A 22,741-nucleotide genomic window follows, 5' to 3' on the forward strand; every position below is an offset into this window, starting at 1 on the left:
CCCCTGGGGGTTGAGCCGGGCGGCCCCGAGCGAGAGAACAGAACCCTGTCATGTGTCGCGCACACAGCGTGTGCGCACCGCCACGACCACACGCACGCGGAGAAAACGTCCATGGAACCGCCCCGCTCCTTCGAGCACACCCCGGCCCTGCCCGCCGAACGGATACCCGCGCCCGTGCGCGAGGCGGCGCTGTCCCTGGCCGCCGACACCGGCGCGGGCTACGTCTACGATCCGTCGCTGGCCGCGGACCGCGCCCGGACGCTGCGCGAGGCGCTGCCCGCGTGGGCGCGGGTGTACTTCGCGGTCAAGGCCAACGGCTTCGAGCCGGTGCTCGCCCACCTGGCCGAGGCCGTGGACGGGTTCGAGGCGGCCTCGCTGCGGGAGGCCCGTGCCGCGGTGGCCGCGTTGCGCCTGCCCGGGGAGGGGAGCGGGAGCGGAAGGAGGATCGCGGTCAGCGGTCCGGGCAAGACACCCGAGATGCTGGCGGGTCTGGCCCGGCTGAGCGCCGACCTGGGCCCCGGCTCCGGCACCGGCTCCGGCACCGGCGCGGACACCCCTCCGGTTACCGGCCCCACCACCGCCCCCGGCGAACCCACCGGCCGCACCGGCTCCGTCGCCGCCGTGGTCGTCAACGCCGAGAGCGTCCTGGAGCTGCACCGGATCTCGGCCGCGGCGTGCGCGGCGGGCACGGTGCTGACGGTCGCCCTGAGGGTCAATCCCGAGCGAGTGCCGGTGAGCGGGGCGCTGGTGATGGGCGGGACCCCCGGCCCCTTCGGCGTTCCCGAACCCCTGGTCGACGAGGCCGTCCGCACGGCCCTGGCCCTCCCGGGCGTGGACCTGGCGGGCTTCCACGTGCACGCGGTCAGCGGGAACACCGACGCCGACGCCCACGCGCGGTACGTGCGCTGGTGCCTGGAGTGGTCCCGCCGGACCGCGGACGAGCACGGCGTGGACCTGCGCCTGGTGGACGTGGGCGGCGGCCTGGGGGTGCCCTTCGAGGGCGGCCCCGGCTTCGACCTGGAACGGCTGGGCTCCGCGCTGGCGGAACTGCCCGATCCGGGGGTGGAGGTCGTGTTCGAGCCGGGGCGCTGGATCGCCGCTCCGGCGGGCTGGTACGCGACCCGGGTGACCGACGTGAAGTCGGCCTACGGCGGCTGCTTCGCGGTGGTGCGCGGCGGGATCAACCACTTCCAGCTGCCCACCTCCTGGGAGATCCGGCACAACTTCGCGGTGCTGGAGGGCGGACCGTGGCCCGAGGGAACTCCGAGGCCCGGAGCGAGCGGGGAGTCGGTGACGGTGTGCGGGGAGCTGTGCACCCCGGAGGACGTGCTGGCCCGGGACGTGCGCGTGGAGTCCCTGCGGGCCGGTGACGTGCTGGTCTTCCCCAACGCGGGTGCCTACGGGCACGAGTTCGCGATGCCCGCGTTCCTGGCGCACCCGGCCGCCCCCAGGGCGACGGTGGACAGCCTGTGGGCTGGGTCACCCACCTGCACACCTTGACATGCTTAGGTAAGCCTGCCCTAATTAATGCGGCCCTGACGTGCCGCCCTCCCCGTGTCCCCCTCGACACGCCCTCCCAGCCGAAGGATCCCCTCGTGCCCGTGCCGCACGCCGCCACATGGCGCATCGACAACCTCACCGGCCCCGACGTGCTGGCCGCTCCCTCCGGCTGGGTCGGCGCCTACGAAGCGGTGTACGCCGACGCCCTGCACCTGCCCGACCACAGCCAGCCGTCCTTCGCCGAGCGCCTGGCCTTCAGCGCGGCCCGCCCGGGTTTCCGGCTCACCGCCTGCCACGTGGACGAGGAGCTGGCCGGGTTCGCCTACGGCTACACGCTGGCGCCCACCACCGGCTGGTGGAACGGGTTCGTCCCGCTGCCGGGGGTGGAGGAGGACGTCGCCGTCGAGCGTCCGGGCCGGGCCTTCGCCATGTGCGAGGCGCTGGTCCGCGCCCCCTTCCGCGGTGCCGGGCTGGTGGAGCGCGCGCTTCCGTTCCTGGTCAGCGGCCGCACGGAGGAGCGCGCCGCCGCGCTGGTGGCGGAGGACAACACCCACGCGCTGGACATCTTCCCGCGCAACGGCTGGCGGCACGTGGGCGGCCTCGCGCCGCACCCGGGCTGGCGAAGACACCACTGCCTGGTCATGCCGCTGACCGGCTGACGGCCCCGCCCCGCCGACCGGCGCCCCTGATCCGCCACGATCCCCCACGATCCGATCCGCCTCGGAACCACAGGAGCCCCACCCCCATGCCCATTACCCAGAGCGCCGACCCGGTCACCGAGGTGCCGCCTGACACCGGGACAACCCCTGTGGCCGAGGCCCTCCCCTCCACCACGACACACCCTGTACCCACAGCTCTCTCCGCCACCAAAGCGCCCGCCTCCCCCGCACCACCCCCGGCCCCCGCCAACACGGCGCCCCTGCTCTCCGGCGGTCTGGCGGGGGCTCCCGGCGGGCCCGCCACGGTCGCGTCCCTGGTCGAGACCGCCACCCGCGCCCTGGCCGAGGCTGCCGGGGAGCGCGGCGGTCCGCTCCCGGCGCGCACACCGCACCAGGTCGCCGACGCGGTCCGCGAGGCGCTCGGCGCGGCGGACGGCACCGCGCGGGACGTCCTGGTCCGCCTCACCCGGGTACTCACCGCGGGCGCCGCCGACCCCGCACACCCCCACTGCGCCGCCCACCTGCACTGCCCACCGCTGGCCGTGGCGGTGGCGGCGGACACCGTCGCCTCGGTCCTCAACCAGTCCCTGGACTCCTGGGACCAGGCCCCCGCCGCCACCTCCATGGAGACCCAGGTCGTGGCCGAACTCGCCGACCTGGTCGGCTACCGGGGCCGGGACGCGGGCGGGGTGGTCACCTCCGGCGGCACCGAGTCCAACCTCACCGCCCTGCTGCTGGCGCGCGACCACGCGCTGGGCGACGCCGGACGCCGGGGTGTGGCGCGGGCCGCGGACGGCGCGCGGCCGCGCGTCCTGTGCGGGAGGGTCGCGCACTTCTCCGTCCAGCGCTCCGCCGCCCTGCTGGGCCTGGGCGAGGACTCCGTGGTCACCGTGGACGTGGACTCCCAGCACCGGATGCGCCCGGCGGCGCTGCGCGAGACCCTGGTGCGCCTGCGCGCCGAGGACGACCTGCCGGTCGCGGTCGTGGCCACCGCCGGGACCACCGACCTGGGCGGCATCGACCCGCTGGGCGCCGTCGCGCGCGTCACCCGCGAGTTCGGCGTGTGGCTGCACGTGGACGCCGCCTACGGGGGCGGTCTGCTCTTCTCCCGGCGCCTGCGCGGGCTCCTCGCCGGGCTGGAGCGGGCCGACTCGGTCAGCCTGGACCTGCACAAGCTCGGCTGGCAGCCCGTGGCGGCCGGAATCCTGCTCACCCGCGAACGCGCCCTGTTCGCGCCGCTCTCGCGTTCGGTGGACTACCTCAACCCGACCGACGACGAGGAGGCGGGCTACCCTAGCCTGCTCGGCTACTCGCTGCGCACCACCCGCCGGGCCGACGTGTTCAAGATCGCCGTCACCCTGCGCGCCCTCGGCGTGGACGGTCTGGGCCGCCTGGTCGACGCCTGCCGCGACCTGACCCTGCGCACCGCCTCCCACGTGCTCACCGAGCCGCGCCTGGTCCTGGCCGCCTCACCCTCGCTGACCACCGTCGTGTTCCGCTACGACGCCGGGGCGCACAGCGACACCGTCAACGCCCGGCTGCGCCGCCGCCTGCTGGAGGAGGGCCGGGCGGTGGTCGGGCGCACCCGGATCGACGGCCGCGTGTGGCTCAAGCTCACCCTGCTCAACCCCGACACCACCCCCGACGACACCGCGGCCCTGCTCGCCGAGGTCGTCGCCGCGGGCGACACCGAGGCCGCGGCCCTGAAGGAGTCCCGTTGACCAGCCCCGACCGGATCCACGACCTGGTGGGCGTGGGCCTGGGCCCGTTCAACCTGGCCCTGGCCGCGCTGGCCGACGGCGTCCCCGGGCTCAGCGCCCGCTTCCTGGAGTCGCGCCCCTCCTTCTCCTGGCACCCGGGCCTGCTGCTGGAGGGCGCCCGCCTCCAGGTGCCCTTCCTGGCCGACCTGGTCAGCCTGGTCGACCCCACCAGCCGCTGGTCGTTCCTGTCCTACCTGCGCGAGCACGACCGCCTGTTCCCGTTCTACTTCTCCGAGCACTTCCACGTGCCCCGCCGCGAGTACGACGACTACTGCCGCTGGGTCGCCCACCGGCTGGACTCGTGCCGCTTCGACGCCCGCGCCACGGCGGTGCACCACGACGACGGCGTGTTCACCGTGGAGTACACCGGCGCCGCGGGCTCCCGCGCCGCCGTGCGCGGCCGGGCCCTGGTGCTGGGCATCGGCACCGAGCCGGTGCTGCCCGAGGCCCTGGCCGCGCTGGAGGGCGAGCGCGTCCTGCACGCCGCCGACTACCTGGACCGCGCCCCCGGCCTGGCCGGGCTGCGCGACGTGACCGTGCTCGGCTCGGGCCAGTCCGGCGCCGAGGTGTTCCTGGACCTGCTGCGCTCCCCCCAACACCGCGACACCGAGGTGCGCTGGCTGACCCGCTCCCCCGCGTTCGCCCCGATGGAGTACTCCAAGCTGGGCCTGGAGCACTTCACCCCGGACTACACCCGCTACTTCCACGCCCTGCCCCAGGACGTGAAGGACCGCGTGGTGCCCGCGCAGTGGCAGCTGTACAAGGGCATCAGCGCCGACACCATGGCCGAGATCCACGACGTGCTCTACGAACGCGGCATCGCCGGAGCGCCGGTGGGCGCCTCGCTGCGGGCGCACTGCGAACTGCTGGGGGCCAGGGCCGAGGGGGACGGGTTCGCGCTGCTCCTCCGCCACCGCGAACAGGGCCGGGAGTTCACCGTGCGCACCGAGGCGGTCGTCGCCGCCTCCGGCTACGCCCAGCGCTCCCCCGACTTCCTGGCGCCGGTGGCCAAACTGCTGCACACCGACGACCGGGGGCGGCCGGTGATCGGCGCGGACCTGCGCCTGGCCGCCGACCCGGAGCTGACCGCGCCCGTCCACGTGCAGAACGCCGAACTGCACACGCACGGGGTCGGCTCCCCCGACCTGGGCCTGGGCGCCTGGCGGGCGGCCACCATCCTCAACAGCATCACCGGACGCACCGTGCACCGGCTCCCCGCGCGGACGGCGTTCACGTCCTTCGGGGCGCCGTCCGGGGAGACGGGGTGAGGAACTCGGGCACCGGGAGCCCACACCCGCCCCACGGACCACGACCGCGCACCGGACAGAGGACAGAGGACGCACAGCATGCCTGAGACCGCGCACGACCAGCCCACCGCCCACGATCAGCACACCGGGCCCAGCGTTCACACCGCAGCACACGGCCAGCACACCAAAACCACGCCCCACACGGGACGCACCGAGCACACCGCCCACGACGACCCCCGCGCCACCACCACCGACCCCGATGTCTGGCGGCGGGCGGGACGTCGCCTGCTCGCCCACATGGTCGGCGAGATGGCCTACGAGGAGATGGTCGTCCCCCGCTCCGGTCCCGGCGGCTCCTGGACCCTGGACGCGGACGGCGGGGTGTCCTACGCCTTCACCGCCCGCCGGGGCGGGTTCGGCTCCTGGCACGTGGACCCCGACTCCCTCACCCGCACCGCCGACCGGGTCCGCGAGCCCGCCTGGGACCCCACCCTGTTCGTGACCGACGCCCAGAGGACCGTCGGCCTGCCCGGCGACTCGCTGGCCGAGGTCGTCCGCGACCTGCTGGCCACACACGCCGCCGACGCCCGCCTGACGGCCGCCGCCCCGGACGCCTCCACCCTGGCCGACCTGCCCTACGAGGACCTGGAGGGCTACCAGACCGGCCACCCCTGCATCTTCGTCAACAAGGGGCGCCTGGGCTTCTCCGCCGCCGACGCCGCCCGCTACACCCCCGAGGCGCGCGGCGCGTTCCCGCTGGTGTGGATCGCCGTCCACCCCGACCTGGGCCGCTTCCAGTCCATGGCCGGAACCGAACGCGAGGACCTGCTGGCCGGGGAGCTCGACGCCGACCAGCGCGCGGACTTCGCCGGGCGGATCCGCGAGCGCGGCGGCGACCCCGACACCTACCTGTGGCTGCCGGTGCACCCCTTCCAGTGGGACGAGGTCGTCGCCCCGCTGTTCGCCTCCGAGATCGCTCTGGGGCGGGTGGTGCGCCTGGGACTCAGCCGCGACCGCTACCGGCCCTTCCAGTCCATCCGCACCCTGATGAACCTGGACCGACCAGGCAGGCTCAACGTCAAGGTGCCCCTGATGATCCGCAACACCCTGGTGTGGCGGGGGCTGTCGGGCACCCAGACCGGGTGTGCCCCGCACACCAGCGCCTGGCTGCGCGACCTGGCCGAACGCGACCCCTTCCTCGCCGGAACGGGGGTGGTGATGCTCGCCGAGCGGGCCTCGGCCACCGTCCCGCACCCCGTGTTCGACCGGATGCCGCAGGCCCCCTACCGTTACCACGAGCTGCTGGGCGCCATCTGGCGCGAGCCGATCCACCACCACCTGGCCCCGGGCGAGCGCGCCCGCACCATGGCCTGCCTGCTGCTGGAGGGCGCGGACGGGCGCGCGCTGATCACCGAACTGGTGGAGCGCTCGGGGCTGGAGGCGCAGGAGTGGCTGCGGTGCTTCGTGGGGGCGCTGTTCCCGCCGGTGCTGCACTACCTGTACCGGTACGGGGCCTCCTTCACCCCGCACGGGGAGAACGTCGTGCTCGTCCTCGACGGGGACGAGCGGCCCGTGCGCATCGCGCTGAAGGACTTCGGCTCGGACGTGGAGCTGCTGCCCTTCGACCTGCCCGAGTACGCCGAGCTCCCCGACCACGTGCGCGGCGCGCTGCACCGCTGGCGGCCCGAGGAGCTGGCGCACTCGGTGCTCTCCGCGATCTGCGCCGGGCACCTGCGCTTCCTCGCCGACATCGTCGAAGGCCAGCTCGGCGTGCCCGGCGAACGGCTGTGGGCGCTGGTCCGCGAGCAGGTGCTGGCCTACCACGCGCGCTTCCCCGAGCTGGCCGAGCGCTTCGCCTGGTTCGACCTGCTCGCCCCGAAGGTGGGCAGGGTCGCCCTCAACCGCGAGCAGCTCATGGGCGGCGGGTTCCACGAACGCGCCGAACGCGACGCCGAGTTCGACGTCATGCACGGTCTGGTGGACAACCCGCTGGCGGCCCCGGAGGCGCAGAGGTGAGCCCCGCACGACCGGACGCGCCCACGACGCACACGATCCCGGAGGATCACATGCACGCCTCCCCCGCCTCACCGAGCCCGGCGGCCTCCTCCGCCCCGGCGGCACCAACGCCGGACGCGACCACCGAACCGGATACCGATCGCCATGCGGACACCGGCCACCAGACGGGGACCGGTCACGGGGCGAAAGCCGGTCATGGGGCGGGCGTCGCCGCGCCCCCTCCTCCCCCTCCCCTTCCGGTGCCCTCCGAGCTGACCCCCGAGCGCTGGCGCCGGGCGTGCGACCGCCTCGCGGCCAAGATGCTCGCCGAACTGTGCTTCGAGTACGCCCTGCGCCCCGAGCCGGAGGGCCCCGGGACTGAGGGCTCCGAACCGGAGGCCCCCGGCCGCGCCGCCGATCCCCGCGGGTACGGCCGCTGGCGCGCCCGCGTCCACCCCGGCGCCGCCTACGTGTTCGAGGGGCGGCGCACCACCATGGACGGCTGGCGGGTCGTCCCCGGCACCGCTCTGCGCCGGGCCGCAGACGGCACCACCGCGCCCGCCTCGCCCTTCGCGCTGCTGCGCGACCTGGGCGCGGCGGGGATCGTGGACCCGGCCGTGGAGGCCTTCACCGTCGGGGAGCTGACCGCCACCCTGAGCGGCGACGCCCGCCTGGCCGAGTCCGGCGCCACCAGCGCCGACCTGGCCGACCTGCCCCACGCCGAGCTGGAGGGCCACCAGGGCGGCCACCCGTGGATCTTCGCCAACAAGGGCCGCGTGGGCTTCTCCGCCCGCGACCGCGCCCAGTACCCGCCCGAGGCCCTGCGGCGCCTGCGCCTGCCCTGGATCGCGGTGCACCGGTCGCTGGCCGAGCACCACGGCGTCCCCGGCCTGGACCAGACGGAACTGCGCGCCCGCGAGCTGGACGCGCACACGGACGCGCTGTTCGCCGCGCGGTTGGAGGAGGCCGCGGCGCGCACCGGCGCGGCGGCCGGGGAGTTCGTGTGGCTGCCGGTCCACCCCTGGCAGTGGGACGAGGTGGTGGCGCCCCTGTTCGCCGCCGAACTCGCCGAGGGGCGCGTCGTGCCGCTGGGCGAGGCCGGGGACGACTACCTGCCCCAGCAGTCCATCCGCACCTTCACCAACCTCACCCGCCCCGACCGCCTCAACGTCAAGCTCTCGCTGGCCATCCTCAACACGATGGTCTACCGGGGCATCCCCACCGAGCTGTGCCGGGCCGCACCCGCCAGCACCCGCTGGGTGCACGCCCTGCACGCGCGCGACGCGTTCCTGTCGCGGCGCTGCCGGGTGGTCCTGCCCGGCGAGGTCGCCGCGGTGGCGGTGCGCCACCCCGTGCTGGAGGACATCCCCGACGCCCCCTACCGGCACCGGCAGCTGCTGGGCGCCCTGTGGCGCGAGCCGGTCACCGAACAGCTGGACCCCGGCGAGCGCGCCCGCACCCTGGCCGCGCTGCTGCACGTGGACGGCCGGGGCAGGGCCTTCGCCGCCGAGCTCGTGGAGCGCTCCGGTCTGGACGCCGAGGCGTGGCTGCGCGCCCTGTTCGCCGCCGTCCTGCCGCCGGTGCTGCACCTGCTCTACCGGTACGGGCTGGCCTTCAACCCGCACGGGGAGAACGCGATCGTGGTCTACGACGGGCGCGAGCGTCCGACGCGGCTGGCGGTCAAGGACTTCGTGGACGACATGAAACTGCTGGACACCGACCTGCCCGAGTACGCCGACCTGCCCGCCGAGGCGCTGGGCGTGCTGATGCGCTTCGACGCCGCCGAGCTGACCTCCTCCGTGGCCAAGTCCCTGTTCGTGGGGCACTTCCGCTACCTGGCGCCGCTGGCCCAGGAGCAGCTGGGCGTGCCCGAGGAGCGCTTCTGGGAGCTGGTGCGCGCCGAGGTCCTGCGCTACCAGGAGGAGTTCCCCGAGCTGGCCGACCGCTTCGCCATGTTCGACCTGCTCGGCCCGGTCTTCGAGCGGGTGTGCCTGAACCGGGAGCGGCTGCTGGGCGGCGGGTACCACGACCGCGCCGAGCGCGACGCCGAATTCCACCTGGACGCCCCGCCCGTCCCCAACCCGCTGCACCGGGAGGCCCCGTGACCACCGTGCCCGACCACGGGCCCGCACGAGCGGTGACCGCGAGCCGTCCCGGACCCGCCCGACCGGCGCGACCAGCGCGACCGGCACCGTCGGCGTGCGAGGGCGGGGCCGCGTGAGCACGTTCCCCGGCGACGGCCTGCCGCCCCTGCGCGAGACCCTGCCGCCCGCCCCGCCACCGCCGCCCTTCCCCGTCCCGCTGGAGCGGCTGCGCGCCGACGCGGCGGCCGGGGCGATCACCGACGTCATCGTGGCCCTGCCCGACCTCCAGGGCCGGGTGCAGGGCAGCCGGGTCAACCCGCACGACTTCGCCACCCGGGTGCTCTCACAGGGGTTCGACGCCTGCCTGTACCTGCTGGCCACCGACGTGGAGATGGAGTCGAGGCCCGGCTACGCCACCGACCCCTGGGGCGGGGGGCTGGGCGACTTCGCGATCGCGCCCGACCCCGCGACCCTGCGCTACCTGCCCTGGGACCCGGGCACCGCGCTGGTGCTGGGCGACGCCCGCGACGCCGAGGGCCGCCCGGTGCCGGTCGCGCCCCGCCAGGTGCTGCGCGCCCAGCTGGACCGGCTGGCCGAGCGCGGCTGGCACGCCCTGACCGGGACCGAGCTGGAGTTCCTGGTCTTCCGGGACTCCTACCAGGAGGCGTTCGAGGCCGACTACCGGAACCTGACCACGGCCACCCGGTTCAACTCCGACTACGCGGTGCCGGAGATGGCCGAGATCGACCCGCTCATGCGCCGCGTCCGCACCGCGATGGAGCGCACGGGCATGACCGTGGAGTCGGCGCGCGGGGAGTGTCATCCGGGCCAGTACGAGATCGTGTTCCGCTACGACGACGCCCTGCGCACCTGCGACAACCACGTGGTGTACAAGGCGGGCGCCCGCGCGCTGGCCGCCCAGGCCGGGGTGGCGCTGACCTTCATGGCCAAGTTCGACGGGGGCGAGGGCAACTCCTGCCACGTGCACCTGTCGCTGCGCGACGAGGCCGGGGCGCCGGTGTTCGCCGGTGACGGCTCGGGCCGCTACGGGATGTCCAAGCACATGGAGCACTTCGTGGCCGGGCAGCTGGCGTGCATGCGCGACTTCGCGCTGCTGTCCGCGCCCAACGTCAACTCCTTCAAGCGCCTCTCACCGCTGGCCTACGCGCCCAGCACCGTCTCGTGGGGGCTGGACAACCGGACCTGCCCGGTGCGGGTGGTGGGGTCTGGCGAGTCGGCGCGCATCGAGTTCCGGGTGCCGGGCGGGGACGCCAACCCCTACCTGGCGGTGGCCGGGATCGTCGCGGCGGGCCTGTACGGGATCGACCGGGCGCTGCCGCTGCCCGACCCGACGCCGGGCGACGCCTCGGCCGCGGACCTGCCCCGCCTGCCCGCCTCCCTGGAGGAGGCGGTGCTGGCCTGGGAGTCCAGCGACCCCGCCCGCGCCTGCTTCGGCCCGGACGTGGTGCGCCACTACGCGGCGGCGGGCCGCGCGGAGCTGGCGGCGTTCTCGGCGTCGGTCACCGACTTCGAGCGCAGGCGCCACTTCGAGCGGGGGTGAGGCGGGACCGTGCCCCCTCCGGGCCCTGCCCGGCGGGGCGCGGAGTCCCGCGCAAGGCCCGCGCTCAGAGCGCCTCGTCCACCGCGGCGTCCACCGCGGCCTGGATCCGGCGGCGCAGCGCGGCGCTGCCCGCGCGGTGCGTGCACACCTCGATCAGGCGCGGCCCCTCGCCCAGCAGCGCCTTGGGCAGGTCGGTCGCCCACTCCAGGCGGGTGTAGGGCACGTCGGACACCGCCGCCACCCGCTCCATCGACACCCCGTGCGGGGTGCCGAACACCCGCTCGAAGTCGGGGTGCCCGGCCTGCTCCAGGCCGGAGAAGATCCCGCCGCCGTCGTTGTTGACCACCACGATCGCCAGGTCCGGGCGCGGTTCCCCGGGGCCGATCAGCAGTCCGTTCTGGTCGTGCAGCATCGCCAGGTCGCCCAGCAGCGCGTAGGCGTGGCCCCCGCCCCCGGCCTGGTGGGCCAGCGCCGCGCCGATCGCCGTGGAGACCGTCCCGTCGATCCCGCTCACGCCCCGGTTGCCCACCAGGCGCACGCCGCAGCGCGCCCGCATGGTGGCGTCCAGGTCGCGAATGGGCATGCTCGAACCGGCGAACAGCAGCGAACCGGCGGACATGTGCGCGACCAGGTCGCGGGCCAGCCGCGGCTCGCTGAGCACCTCGTCCTCGTCCAGCACCGCGTCCAGGGCGGCGCGGGCCACCGACTCCGCGTCCGACCAGGTCCGCGACCACTCGGTGCGCCGCGGGGCGCCCGGGTCCAGACCGGCGGGCGGCGCGACCGCGGCCACCACGTCGGTGGCGGTGCGCACCGGGTCGGAGAAGGCGTTGAGCGCGCTCGCCGACGGGTCGCCCAGCGCACCAGCGCTGACCACCACGTGCCGCTCGGCCCGGCGCAGGTAGGCCAGGATCTGCCGGGACAGGTTGGGGCGGCCCACGCTCACCACCAGTTCCGGAGCCTGCCACGCGGCCAGGCGCGGCGAGGCCAGTAACTGCCGGTAGGTGGACAGCGCGCCCGCCCGGCGGGCGTTGGAGGTCGGCTCGGCCAGCAGCGGCCACCCGGTCAGCTCGGCCAGCGCCAGGAACGGCACCGGGTCGTAGTCCCCGTCGCCGCACACGATCACACCGCGCTCGACGTCGGGCAGCGTGAACGGCGCGGGCTCGGTCAACGGTCCCGGGCGACCGATCCACGCCCGGCCGCCGTCGCGCCCCTCCAGGGGCTCGGGCCACGAACCCGTGTCGGCGTCGGGGGTCAGCGGGTCGCGGAAGGCCACGTTGAGGTGGACCGGGCCGGGGCGTCCGCCCAGCGCCGAGCCCCACGCGCGGCAGGCCAGCGACCGCCAGTAGGCGACCATGCCCGGCACCGGGTCGGGGGTGCCGACCTCGGCGAACAGGCGGACCGCGCCGCCGTACAGGCCGATCTGGTCCACCGTCTGGTTGGCGCCGGTCCCGCGCAGCTCCGGGGGCCGGTCGGCGGTGAGCACCATCAGTGGCACCCCGCTCTCGTCGGCCTCCATCACCGCCGGGTGGAAGTTGGCCGCGGCCGTACCGGAGGTGCACACCACCGCGACCGGACGGCGCGAGACGCGGGCCAGGCCGAGGGCGAGGAAGGAGGCCGAGCGCTCGTCGACGCGCACGTGCACCCTGATTCCGGGGTGGGCGACCAGGGCCAGGGCGAGCGGCGTCGAGCGCGACCCCGGCGCGACGACGGCCTCGGCTAGGCCGCAGCGGGCCAGCTCGTCGACCAGGACACGCGCCAGGGCGGTGGACGGATTCATCAATTCTCTCGATCGTCTCAAGGTGTACCCAGTATCACCATGTGGACCCGGCCCCTACAGTCAACCCCCACCCAGGACCCGCGGAGGACGAACACGGCTGTTACACCTCACACACGCCGACCGGGCATCCGGTCCGCCGTCACCGTGTGCCCCGGGCGTAACGCCAACGCCGACCACCGCGCGGTTATCCGGCGCCGGGGACCTCGTCGGCGGCGGAGCGCGCGGCCTCGGCGCGGGCCCGCCAGGCGGTGGGGTCGACCTCCACCGCGCGCAGGCTCTCCTCGTCCACCGCCACCGGGCGCACGGGCAGGAACCCGTTCTCGGGCAGCAGGGGGTCGGCGGTGACGTCGGCGGTCAGCATCTGCATGGTGGCCAGGCCGCACGCGTGGGGCAGCTCCGGCAGCGCGGCGGCCAGGGCCACCCCGGCCGCCAGACCCACGGAGGTCTCCACGGCACTGGAGACCACCACCGGCAGTCCGCACGCCTCGGCCACGCGCAGCGCGGCGCGCACCCCTCCCAGCGGCTGGACCTTGAGGACCACGATGTCGGCGGCGCCGGCGGCGCGCACCCGCAGCGGGTCCTCGGCCCTGCGGACGGACTCGTCGGCGGCCACGGGGACCGACACCCGGCGGCGCACGGCGGCCAGCTCGTCCAGGGTGGCGCACGGCTGCTCGACGTACTCCAGGCCGAAGCGGTCCAGTTCGCGCACCATCCGCACGGCGGTGTCGACGTCCCAGGCGCCGTTGGCGTCCACCCGCACCCGCCCCGAGGGGCCCAGGGCGTCGCGGACCGCCTCGACGCGGGCCAGGTCCTCGGACGGGTCCTGCCCGCGTTCGGCCACCTTGACCTTGGCGGTGGCGCAACCGCCCGCGGCGACGATCGCGTGGGCCCGCCCGGGGTCCACGGCGGGCACGGTCACGTTGACCGGCACCCGGTCGCGGACCGGCGCGGGCCAGCCGCGGTGGGCGGCCTCCTCACAGGCCGCCCACCAGCGGGCGCACTCGCGCGGGCCGTACTCGGCGAAGGGGGAGAACTCCCCCCACCCGGCGGGCCCGCGCACGAGCATGCCCTCGCGGACGGTGATGCCGCGGAAGCGGTTGCGCAGGCCGACCGCGAAGGCGCGTCCCCCGGCGGGCGTGCCCGCCGGGTCGGGCTCGGCAGCGGTCACGGACGGCGCGGGAACTTGTCGAACTCCGGGCGGCGCTTCTCCTTGAACGCGTCGCGGCCCTCCTGGGCCTCCTCGCTCATGTAGTAGAGCATCGTGGCGTCACCGGCGAACTGCTGCATCCCGGCCGCGCCGTCGCTGACGGCGTTGATGGCGCCCTTGACCATGCGCAGCGCCAGCGGGGACTTGTCCAGCATCTCGCGCGCCCAGGCCACGGTCTCCTTCTCCAGGTCCTCCAGCGGCACGACCGTGTTGACCAGGCCCATGTCCAGGGCCTCCTGCGCGCTGTACTGGCGGCACAGGTACCAGATCTCGCGGGCCTTCTTCAGGCCGACGGTCTGGGCGAGCAGCCAGGAGCCGTAGCCGCCGTCGAAGGAGCCGACCTTGGGTCCGGTCTGGCCGAACTTGGCGTTGTCCGCGGCGATGGTCAGGTCGCAGCACACGTGCAGGACGTGGCCGCCGCCGACGCACCAGCCGGCGACCATGGCGATGACGGGCTTGGGCGTGCGGCGGATCTGCACCTGGAGGTCGAGCACGTTGAGGCGGCCGATGCCCTGTTTGGCCACGGCGTCGTCGCCCATGTAGCCGTCCTCGCCGCGGATCTTCTGGTCACCGCCGGAGCAGAACGCCTGGTCGCCCGCGCCCGTGAGGACGATCACGCCGACCGAGGAGTCGTCGCGGGCGAGGTTGAAGGCCTCCTGGAGCTCGAACAGCGTCTGGGGCCGGAAGGCGTTGTGCCGCTCGGGGCGGTTGATCGTGATCTTGGCGATGCCCTCCGCGGTCTCGTAGATGATGTCGGAATACTCGCCCGACCGCTGCCAGTCGATCACGCTGCTCACGGCTACTGCTTCTCCTCAACGGGGACACTGTGGACGGCGCGGACGTGTCACCACGTCCACGCGACAACCCTACGCATTGTGCCAGGCGGGCGGTGACGCGCGGGCAGGGCGGTACTCCTTGGGGCCGTGTCCCCCGCTGCCCGGCACCGGGTCCCACCCCCGGGGTCGGGTGCGCGCGGCACGGGCGTACCCTTGCGGTCGTGGCACGCGAGAGACAGGTCGAGGCAAGCAGCACACACCCCCGTGACCAGGGGGGACGCCCCCTCCAGGCGGTGCGCGGACTGGCACCCGGGCACCTGGGCGACCTGTTGGCCCGGGCCCTGGACGGGCACGGTCCCGCCCTGCTGCCGATCCCCGACGGGACCCCCGACGCACGCGTGGACGAGCTCCTGGCCGCCATGCGCCCGGCCTCCCTGCGCACCCCGGACGGGGTCGCCGCGCTGGACGGCGCCGCCCCGGCTGGCGGGGACACCGCCCTGGTCATCACCACCTCGGGTTCCACCGGCACGCCCAAGGGCGTGGAGCTGTCCGCGGCCGCGCTGCGCTCCTCCGCGCGGGCCTCGGTGGCGCGGATCGGCGCCGTCCCCGGCGACGCGTGGCTGTGCGTGCTGCCCGCCGGGCACATCTCCGGCATCCAGGTGATGACGCGCGCCCTGGCCACGGGCACCCGGGCGGAGCACACGGCTTTTTCCGCGGGGGCGGTGGCGGATCTGGCGCGCGGGTCGCGCCCGCACGTGTCCCTGGTGCCCACCCAGCTGCGGCGCCTGCTGGCCGCCGGGACCGACCTGTCGGTGTTCGGGACCATCCTGCTCGGCGGCGCCGCCGCCGACCCCGCCCTGCTGCGGGAGGCCCGCGCCGCCGGGGGCCGGGTGATCACCACGTACGGCATGAGCGAGACCTGCGGCGGGTGCGTCTACGACGGCGTTCCGCTGGACGGGGTGCGGGTGCGCGTGGACTCCCCCTCGCCCGGCGGGGCCGGGCGGATCCTGCTGTCGGGGCCGGTGCTGCTGAGCGGCTACCGCCTGGCGCCCGGGGTGCGGGCCGACCCGGGCGCGCTGGTCACCGACGGTGACGGGACGCGGTGGCTGCGCACCAACGACCTGGGCCGCCTGGACGGGGACGGGCGCCTGAGCGTGCTCGGACGCGTGGACGAGGTGGTCAACACCGGCGGCCACAAGGTGGTGCCGGGGCAGGTCAACGCCCGGCTGCTGGAGCACCCCGCGGTGGCCGACTCGGTGGTGGTGGGCCGCCCCGACCCCGAGTGGGGCGAGCGGGTGAGCGCCGTCGTGGTGCCCGCCGACCCCGACGCGCCGCCGTCGCTGGAGCAGCTGCGCTCGTGGGTGCGCGAGCGCCTGCCCGCCTACGCGGCGCCCCGTGAGCTGGAGGTGAGGGAGTTCCTGCCGATGCTGGCCTCGGGCAAGCCCGACCTGGTGGCCCTGCGCGGCCCGCGCGCCTGAGGGGAGGGGCACGGGCGTGGGGCGAGCGCCCGCCATGCGGTCGCGCGGTCCGGGCGCGTGTACCGGTACGCCTTCCACCCGTGGGACCCTGGGGCGCGTCGGGTACCGCGTCCCACCACGCCGGTGCCCGCCGAACAGCAGTGACGGCCCGGGGACGGGTGGTCCGGCCGCCCCGCGCGGAACGGCCGGTCACGGACGTGTCGGACAAAAGGCGGGGAACTTCCCCACGACCTCCGACGTCTACCTGAGTAATCCGGTCCCTCGGCCCCTCTCCCAAGGAGGTCCGCAGTTGGTGACAGCCCTCGGTCCACACGTTCGTGCCCCTGCGCGCTCCCCCCAACCGGCCCCCCTTCCCCACCCGCAACGGTTCCGGGCATGTTCCTTTACCCGCTCCCTACAGCGTTTGGCCACTTCCGCCGCAGTGATCTACGCCACTTCGGCTGATATCCAATCGAGACAGGGAACATTTGACTCCCCAACACGTTGGACATATTGGCGCGTCCAGCCGGCGGGAACCGTCCGCCGCGTGCCACACGTCTTGGAAGGGAGGGAGGTGCCCCGATGACGAGCACTGCCCCAGCCGCTCCGGCACCCACCGCCGGAGTCCCCGCTGACACCGCTCGCAGCGACGACGCGTCCGCCGACGCGGTCCTGACCGACCTGCTCGACCGCGGACGCGCCCAGGGACACCTGTCCCTCTCCGAACTGCGTGCCGCTTTCACCGCGGCCGCCGTCTCCACTGGCGACGGCCGATCCATCCTGCGTGAACTCACCGAGAACGGGGTCAGGCTCGCCAAGGGGGGCGACGACTCCGCACCGGTGGCCGATCCCGACGCCGAGGACGACGTGCTGGAAGACACTCTCATCGCCACGGTGCCCGACACCGACGAGGCACACAAGGCCGAAGGCAAGGCCGCGCCGCGCAAGGGCCCCTCCCCCCGGAGGAAGACCCGCTCCACACGGCGCGTCAAGAAGGCCGAGCCCGCCCAGACCACCACCGATCCGGACACCGGTGAGGCCGACCTCGACGACCAGTCCCCCGCCATGGGCGACTCGGTCCACACCTACCTCAAGGCCATCGGCCGACGCCAGCTCCTCACCGCGGAGCAGGAGGTCGACCTGGCCAAGCGGGTCGAGGCCGGACTCTACGCCGAGTACCGGCTCGGCCTGCACGGCGAGGTGGACGGCTCCGCCCCGCTGGCCGAGGTCGAGGTCGACGAGCTGGAGTGGGTGGCCGAGGACGGCCGCAAGGCCAAGTCCCACATGCTGGAGGCCAACCTGCGCCTGGTGGTGTCGGTGGCCAAGAAGTACAGCGACCGGGGGATGTCGCTGCTCGACGTGGTCCAGGAGGGCAACCTCGGCCTGATCCGCGCCGTGGAGAAGTTCGACTACACCAAGGGCTTCAAGTTCTCCACCTACGCCATGTGGTGGATCCGCCAGGCCATCCAGCGCGGCTTCGCCGACTCCGCGCGCACCATCCGCCTGCCCGTGCACGTCCTGGAGCTGCTGAGCAAGGTCAGCCGCCTGGAGCGCGACATGCACCAGATGCTGGGCCGCGAGCCCACGCCGGAGGAGCTGGGCCTGGAGCTGGACAAGACCCCGGCCCAGATCGAGGAGCTGCTGCGGGTCACCCGCCAGCCCATCAGCCTGGACTCCACCATCGGTGAGGACGGCGAGACCCGCATCGGCGACCTGATCGAGGACGTGGACGCCTCGGAGGCCTCCGAGGTGGTGGACCGCCAGCTCATGGCCGACCAGCTGCGCAACGCCCTGTCGGACCTGGAGCCGCGCGAGGCCACCATCATGTCCCTGCGCTTCGGCCTCATGGACGGCCGCCCGCGCACCCTGGACGAGATCGGCAAGCACCTGGGGCTGACCCGCGAGCGCATCCGTCAGCTGGAGAAGCAGTCGCTGTCCAAGCTGCGCCACCCCAGCCGCGCCCAGCAGCTGCTGGACTTCGCCAGCTAGACCGGACCGGCTCGACAGGCGACACGGGGCCGCTCTCCCACGGGAGGCGGCCCCGAGCCGTGTCCGAAACCCTCAGGGCGAACCCTGGTTCGTCCCCGGTATCGCGTCCACGGCGGTCCACCGCGGACGGACCGGTGCGACGATGGTGGCCATGACCGACCAACCCCAGCGCCACAGCGACGAGATCTCCGCCGCGCTGCGCGCCAGCCGCGAACTCGGCCCCGAGTACGACGAGGCCGTGGCGTCCTCACTGGTCGAACGCATCGACGGCACCGTCGAGGCGCGCGTGCGCCACCACATGGCCGCGCAGGCGCGCACGGAGTCGGCCAAGGTGGGCATGCCCTCCAACACCGTGCGCTTCGTGCTCTCCCTGGTGTGTCTGGGCGTGAGCATCCCGATCTCCATCATCACCACGGCCCTGGGCAGCCCGGCGGCACTGCCGCTGGTCTGGCTCGGGCTGATCCTGTTCTACGTCGTCTCGGTCGTGGGCCTGCGCCGCTGACCGGGCGCCGGACGTGACCCGCAACATATCGATTCCGCCACGGATCGTCCCCGTCGCTTACCTGCCCGTATTCACCCTTGTGTCCGAAGGCCTACAGTCGTGCCCACCACGGACCACACCGGTCCCACCAGGGGAAGGACACGATGGCAGCCATCGAACAACGCAGGGCGACGTGGAAGCAGATCGGTCCGGGCATCGTCGTCGCGGCCACCGGCGTGGGCGCGGGCGACATGGTCGCCACGCTCATCGCGGGCAACCAGTTCGGCTACGCCCTGCTGTGGGCCACCATCGTCGGCTGCCTGGTCAAGATCTCCCTGGCCGAGGCCACCGGACGCTGGCACCTGGCAACGGGGACCACCATCTTCGCCGGATGGAGCAGCCTGGGCAGGTGGACCACCGTCTACTTCGCGCCCTACATCGTGATCTGGGGCTTCGTCTACGGCGCCAGCGCCATGTCCGCCACGGCCCTGCCCCTGGCCGCGCTGATGCCGGGCGTACCGCTGGAGGTGTGGGCGATCCTGGCCGGGATCTCCGGCCTGGTGATCGTCTGGTTCAACCGCTACGCCGTCTTCGAGAAGATCATGACGGTGCTCGTGGGCGTCATGTTCGTCACCGTGGTCGGCCTGGCCATCTACGTCGTCCCCGACATCGGCCAGACCCTCAGGGGCCTGGTCCCGATGCTCCCGGAGGGGTCGGTGTTCTACACCATGGGCCTGGTCGGCGGCGTCGGCGGCACCATCACCATGGCGGCCTACGGTTACTGGGTGAACTCCAAGGGCTGGCGCGACTCCGGCTGGATGCGGATGATGCGCCTGGACAACCGCGTCGCCTATATCACCACCGGCATCTTCGTCGTGGCGATGCTCATCGTGGGCGCCGAGCTGCTCCACGCCAGCGGCGTCGCACTGGAACAGAGCGACCAGGGCCTGCTCCAGCTGGGCGACATCCTGCGCGATCGGTTCGGCGGGTTCGTCGCGACGGCCTTCCTCGTCGGCTTCTTCGCCGCCGCCTACTCCTCCATCATCGGCGTGTGGAACGGCGTGAGCCTGCTGTTCGCCGACTTCGTCAACCACCTGCGGGGCAGGACCAACACCGACCCGGGGGAGAACCAGAAGAGCTGGGCCTTCCGCGGCTACATGCTCTGGCTGACCTTCCCGCCGATGCTGCTCCTGCTGATCGGCAGGCCCTTCCAGCTGGTCATCGCCTACGGGGTGCTGGGCGCCTTCTTCATGCCGTTCCTGGCCTTCACCCTGATGTGGCTGCTCAACTCCTCGCGCACTCCCCGCGAGTGGCGCAACGGCTGGGTCAGCAACGCGGGCCTCACCCTCGCCGGATCGCTGTTCGTGGTGCTGTGCGCCTACGAGCTCTACGGGATCGTCTCCGGGACCTGAACCGCCGGGAGGCGCGGCGGCGCGCGGGGCGGGGTCAGCCCCGCAACGCCGCGCGCAGGATCTCCACCGCCTCGTCGTGGTCCAGGCCCACCCGCGAGATCACCTCGGCGTAGGCCCGGGCGGCGGCCAGCGCCTCGGCGCGCTGGTCGTCGCCCCCCGCGGCGACGAACGTCCCCGAGCGGCCGCGCGTCTCGACCACACCGGCCTGTTCCAGCTCGCGGTAGGCGCGGGCCACGGTGTTCACCGCCACCGACAGCTGGCCCGCCAGCGCGCGCACCGTGGGCAGCCGGTAACCGACCGGGAGCTCACCGTTGGCGACCGCGATGGCCACGATCGACCTGATCTGCTCGTAGGGCGGTACCCTCGACGTCGGATCGACGCGGATGAAATCCGCCATGTGCCCCTGCGCTCCCCACCGTCGCCTGCTGCGGTGTCCGGCCGCGGACCGGACCGGACACCAAACTATCGTGCGTGTACGGCCCCGAGGCTGCGGACCGGGGCCGCCGGTGTCAGACCGCCTGGCGCGGCACCCGCTGGATCCCGTGCAGGCGGTGGGTCTCACGGGCGGTGAGCAGCCGCTCGGCGACCTGGGTGGCCTCGCGCACCTGTGGGCGGGCCAGCCGCTTGCGCCGGTGGATCCGGTCCTCGTACCCCTTGACCCCCACCAGGGTCCGCTCCCGGGCGTAGGCGGCGCGCATCGCCTCGGTCAGCGCCGTGTCCAGGTCCAGACCCCGCTGGTTCAGCTCCTCCACCGGCGCGTCCCAGGTGCGGGCCCTCTCCAGCGCCTCCTGCGCCTCGGCCACCGTGCGCAGGAGCTCGGGCAGGCGCTGCGCGCTCTCCTGGTCGGAGGCCAGGCTCTCCCGTGCCTGAACCGTGCTCTGCTTGGCAAGTCCCATGTGTGTGCTCCAGACCACGCGTACCGTCGGACGGGGCCACTCTAGAGGTGACCAACATCATCTTGCGAGCCGGGCCGCGCGTCGGTGGTGGCCGCGCGGCCCACGATCTGCCACCTTTACGGCGCACACCCCCGAAAGGACCACCATGAGCAGGAACTACGCCGGACTCAGCCGCGAGCGCATCATCCTCGAGGCGCTCCACATCATCGCTGGCCGCGGGCTCGGCGGCCTGTCCATGCGCCGCCTGGGCGACGCGCTGGAGGTGGAGGCCATGGCCATCTACCACCACTTCCCCCTGGGCAAGGAGCAGCTGTTCAACGCCATCGCCGCCTACGTCACCTCCCCCGCGGCCACCGGCACCGCCCCCCTCGACGAGGAAGAGAGCGAGGAGGCGGAGGGCACGGAGGAGCCCGCGGAGGACACCCGGCCCTGGGACGTGCGCCTCACCGAGTGGGCCGACGCCTACCGGGACCGGCTGCTGGAGTTCTCCGGGGCGCTCTCCCTGCTGGTCCACCGCGCCCCGCGGACGCCGAGCAGCGACGCCACCCGCGCCCTGATCCACGACGCCCTCACCGAGGCGGGCCTGGGCGGCGAGGACCTGGAGCGCGCCGCCGACGCCCTGCACTCCTACTGCGTGGGCGCGGTCGTGCACCAGGTCCGCCACCAGGACGAGGAGGGCGCGCCCGACGCCGCCGAGTCCCGAGCGCGCTTCCACCACGGGCTGCGCGCCCTGATGCGCGGTCTCACCTCCTGAAGCCGCGTCCGGGCGGGGCGGGGGTCCGCCCCGGCGCGGCCGCGTCCCGCCCGAACAGGACAGGGACCGCCCCCGGCGTGGCCAGCACCCGGGCCAGGCCGGGCGAAACAGGGACCTTCGTCCGGGAACCGAGCACGCTCCTCCGACGTCCTTACCAGAAGACAGCCGCCCGACCCCGCTCCCCTCTCCCGACGCGGGGCGGTACAGAAAGGTCATCCATGGTTCTCAAGCGCCTGCTCGCCGGTATCGGATTCGGCGGGGCCTCGGTGGAAACCACCCTGCACTCGTCCGTGACCACCCCGGGGGGCACCCTGCGGGGCACCGTCGTCATCGAGGGCGGCAACGTCGAGCAGCAGGTCGAGCGGCTCACCGTCGGCCTCCAGGCCCGGGTCGAGGTCGAGAGCGGTGACCACGAGGGCGTCCGCGACCTGGAGTTCCACCGCGTCCAGATCGGCGGCGGCGTGACCCTGGCCCCCGGCCAGCGCTTCGAGCTGCCCTTCGAGCTCTTCGTGCCCTGGGAGACCCCCGTCACCGTCCACCGGGGCCGCCACCTGCACCGCATGAACGTCGGTGTGAACACCCGCCTGCACGTGGCGGGCGCGGTCGACCCGGGAGACCTGGACCCGGTGGCCGTGGAGCCGCTCCCCTCGCAGCTGGCCGTACTGAACTCGCTGGCCTCCCTCGGCTTCTCCTTCAAGCAGGCCGACCTGGAGCAGGGCCGCATCCTGCGCACCCGCCAGCAGCTGCCCTTCTACCAGGAGATCGAGTTCTTCTCGCCCAGCCGCTACCGGGGCCTGAACGAGCTGGAGCTGTCCCTGGTCACCGACGAGCGCGGCATGGACGTGGTGCTGGAGCTGGACAAGAAGCCCGGCCTGCTCTTCTCCGAGAGCCGCGACACCTTCCACCGCTTCAGCGTCGACCACCACGAGGGCGCCGGGCGCGACTGGTCGGCCCACCTGCACCAGTGGATCGACTCGCTGGCGGGCAAGCGCACCATGTTCTGATCCCGGCGGGGTCCCGGGGACGGGCGTCCCCGGGGCCCGCGGCGATCCCGTCCGCCGCTCACCCGGTCCGCTGGCGCGTGCGCTGCGCGCGCAGCTCGCGCGCCTGGTCCGGGTCCAGCACGGGCGCCGCGTTGAGCAGCTGGCGGGTGTAGTCGCTGCTGGGATTCTCGTACACCGCGTCA

General features: G+C 74.0%; 18 protein-coding genes. 13 read left to right on the plus strand and 5 right to left on the minus strand.

The annotated features are described in order from the left end of the window. Positions 1-111: 111 nt before the first annotated feature. From ACSIH6_RS15565 to ACSIH6_RS15595, 7 genes are all read left to right on the plus strand, one after another. Positions 112-1,500: a type III PLP-dependent enzyme domain-containing protein gene (locus ACSIH6_RS15565; protein ID WP_435109005.1), complete on the plus strand. Its 1,389-nt coding sequence runs from the start codon at positions 112-114 to the stop codon at positions 1,498-1,500. Positions 1,501-1,595: 95 nt separating this feature from the next. Beyond that, positions 1,596-2,159 (plus strand): GNAT family N-acetyltransferase, encoded by a 564-nt coding sequence (locus ACSIH6_RS15570; RefSeq protein WP_435109006.1) that lies wholly within the window; start codon positions 1,596-1,598, stop codon positions 2,157-2,159. Between the two features lie 86 nt (positions 2,160-2,245). Next, on the plus strand, positions 2,246-3,880 hold the full coding sequence (locus ACSIH6_RS15575) for a pyridoxal phosphate-dependent decarboxylase family protein (RefSeq protein WP_435109007.1): 1,635 nt from the start codon (positions 2,246-2,248) through the stop codon (positions 3,878-3,880). Further along, the gene (locus ACSIH6_RS15580) at positions 3,877-5,187 is read left to right on the plus strand and encodes a lysine N(6)-hydroxylase/L-ornithine N(5)-oxygenase family protein (protein ID WP_435109008.1); all 1,311 of its coding nucleotides are present in this window, start codon (positions 3,877-3,879) and stop codon (positions 5,185-5,187) included. The genes ACSIH6_RS15575 and ACSIH6_RS15580 overlap by 4 nt, the downstream gene beginning before the upstream one ends. A gap of 78 nt (positions 5,188-5,265) precedes the next feature. Further along, positions 5,266-7,182 carry an IucA/IucC family protein gene (locus ACSIH6_RS15585; RefSeq protein WP_435109009.1) on the plus strand — a complete coding sequence of 639 codons (1,917 nt, stop codon included), beginning with the start codon at positions 5,266-5,268 and terminating at the stop codon, positions 7,180-7,182. 239 nt (positions 7,183-7,421) lie between these two features. Then, a complete protein-coding gene (locus ACSIH6_RS15590; protein ID WP_435109010.1) occupies positions 7,422-9,266 on the plus strand; it encodes an IucA/IucC family protein in 1,845 nt (614 codons plus the stop codon). A gap of 112 nt (positions 9,267-9,378) precedes the next feature. Next, a complete protein-coding gene (locus ACSIH6_RS15595; protein WP_435109011.1) occupies positions 9,379-10,806 on the plus strand; it encodes a glutamine synthetase family protein in 1,428 nt (475 codons plus the stop codon). A 64-nt stretch (positions 10,807-10,870) separates the two neighbouring features. Here the strand turns inward: ACSIH6_RS15595 and menD are convergent, their stop codons facing one another. From menD to menB, 3 genes are all read right to left on the minus strand, one after another. Then, positions 10,871-12,583, minus strand: a complete 1,713-nt coding sequence (gene menD, locus ACSIH6_RS15600) for a 2-succinyl-5-enolpyruvyl-6-hydroxy-3-cyclohexene-1-carboxylic-acid synthase (protein ID WP_435109012.1) — start codon at positions 12,581-12,583, stop codon at positions 10,871-10,873. 184 nt (positions 12,584-12,767) lie between these two features. Next, on the minus strand, positions 12,768-13,751 hold the full coding sequence (locus tag ACSIH6_RS15605; protein ID WP_435109013.1) for an o-succinylbenzoate synthase: 984 nt from the start codon (positions 13,749-13,751) through the stop codon (positions 12,768-12,770). Beyond that, positions 13,748-14,587: a 1,4-dihydroxy-2-naphthoyl-CoA synthase gene (gene menB / locus ACSIH6_RS15610; protein WP_435109014.1), complete on the minus strand. Its 840-nt coding sequence runs from the start codon at positions 14,585-14,587 to the stop codon at positions 13,748-13,750. The genes ACSIH6_RS15605 and menB overlap by 4 nt, the downstream gene beginning before the upstream one ends. Positions 14,588-14,787: 200 nt before the next feature. On the opposite strand from menB, the gene ACSIH6_RS15615 reads away from it, so the two are divergent. The 4 genes from ACSIH6_RS15615 (at position 14,788) to ACSIH6_RS15630 (ending at position 19,905) form a co-directional block, all read left to right on the plus strand. After that, positions 14,788-16,044, plus strand: a complete 1,257-nt coding sequence (locus ACSIH6_RS15615; RefSeq protein WP_435109015.1) for an AMP-binding protein — start codon at positions 14,788-14,790, stop codon at positions 16,042-16,044. A gap of 561 nt (positions 16,045-16,605) precedes the next feature. Further along, the gene (locus ACSIH6_RS15620) at positions 16,606-18,012 is read left to right on the plus strand and encodes a sigma-70 family RNA polymerase sigma factor (RefSeq protein WP_435109016.1); all 1,407 of its coding nucleotides are present in this window, start codon (positions 16,606-16,608) and stop codon (positions 18,010-18,012) included. A gap of 142 nt (positions 18,013-18,154) precedes the next feature. Next, a complete protein-coding gene (locus ACSIH6_RS15625; protein ID WP_435109017.1) occupies positions 18,155-18,514 on the plus strand; it encodes a hypothetical protein in 360 nt (119 codons plus the stop codon). 143 nt (positions 18,515-18,657) lie between these two features. Continuing rightward, a complete protein-coding gene (locus ACSIH6_RS15630) occupies positions 18,658-19,905 on the plus strand; it encodes an Nramp family divalent metal transporter (protein ID WP_435109018.1) in 1,248 nt (415 codons plus the stop codon). A 34-nt stretch (positions 19,906-19,939) separates the two neighbouring features. Here ACSIH6_RS15630 and ACSIH6_RS15635 read toward each other — a convergent pair whose 3' ends face one another. Together ACSIH6_RS15635 and ACSIH6_RS15640 are read right to left on the minus strand one after the other, a co-directional pair. Continuing rightward, a complete protein-coding gene (locus tag ACSIH6_RS15635; RefSeq protein ID WP_013153598.1) occupies positions 19,940-20,302 on the minus strand; it encodes a GntR family transcriptional regulator in 363 nt (120 codons plus the stop codon). Positions 20,303-20,414: 112 nt separating this feature from the next. After that, entirely contained in the window at positions 20,415-20,801 is a 387-nt protein-coding gene (locus ACSIH6_RS15640; protein WP_435109019.1) for a hypothetical protein, read from the minus strand. 145 nt (positions 20,802-20,946) lie between these two features. Between ACSIH6_RS15640 and ACSIH6_RS15645 the strand changes: the two genes are divergently transcribed. Then, on the plus strand, positions 20,947-21,555 hold the full coding sequence (locus ACSIH6_RS15645; protein WP_435109020.1) for a TetR/AcrR family transcriptional regulator: 609 nt from the start codon (positions 20,947-20,949) through the stop codon (positions 21,553-21,555). A gap of 218 nt (positions 21,556-21,773) precedes the next feature. Then, complete coding sequence (locus tag ACSIH6_RS15650; RefSeq protein ID WP_435109021.1) at positions 21,774-22,559, plus strand: sporulation protein; 786 nt, start codon at positions 21,774-21,776, stop codon at positions 22,557-22,559. The last annotated feature ends 182 nt before the right edge of the window (positions 22,560-22,741 follow it).

The sequence above is a fragment of the Nocardiopsis synnemataformans genome (assembly GCF_965343085.1).
In the GTDB taxonomy this organism is placed as follows: Bacteria; Actinomycetota; Actinomycetes; order Streptosporangiales; family Streptosporangiaceae; genus Nocardiopsis; species Nocardiopsis alborubida.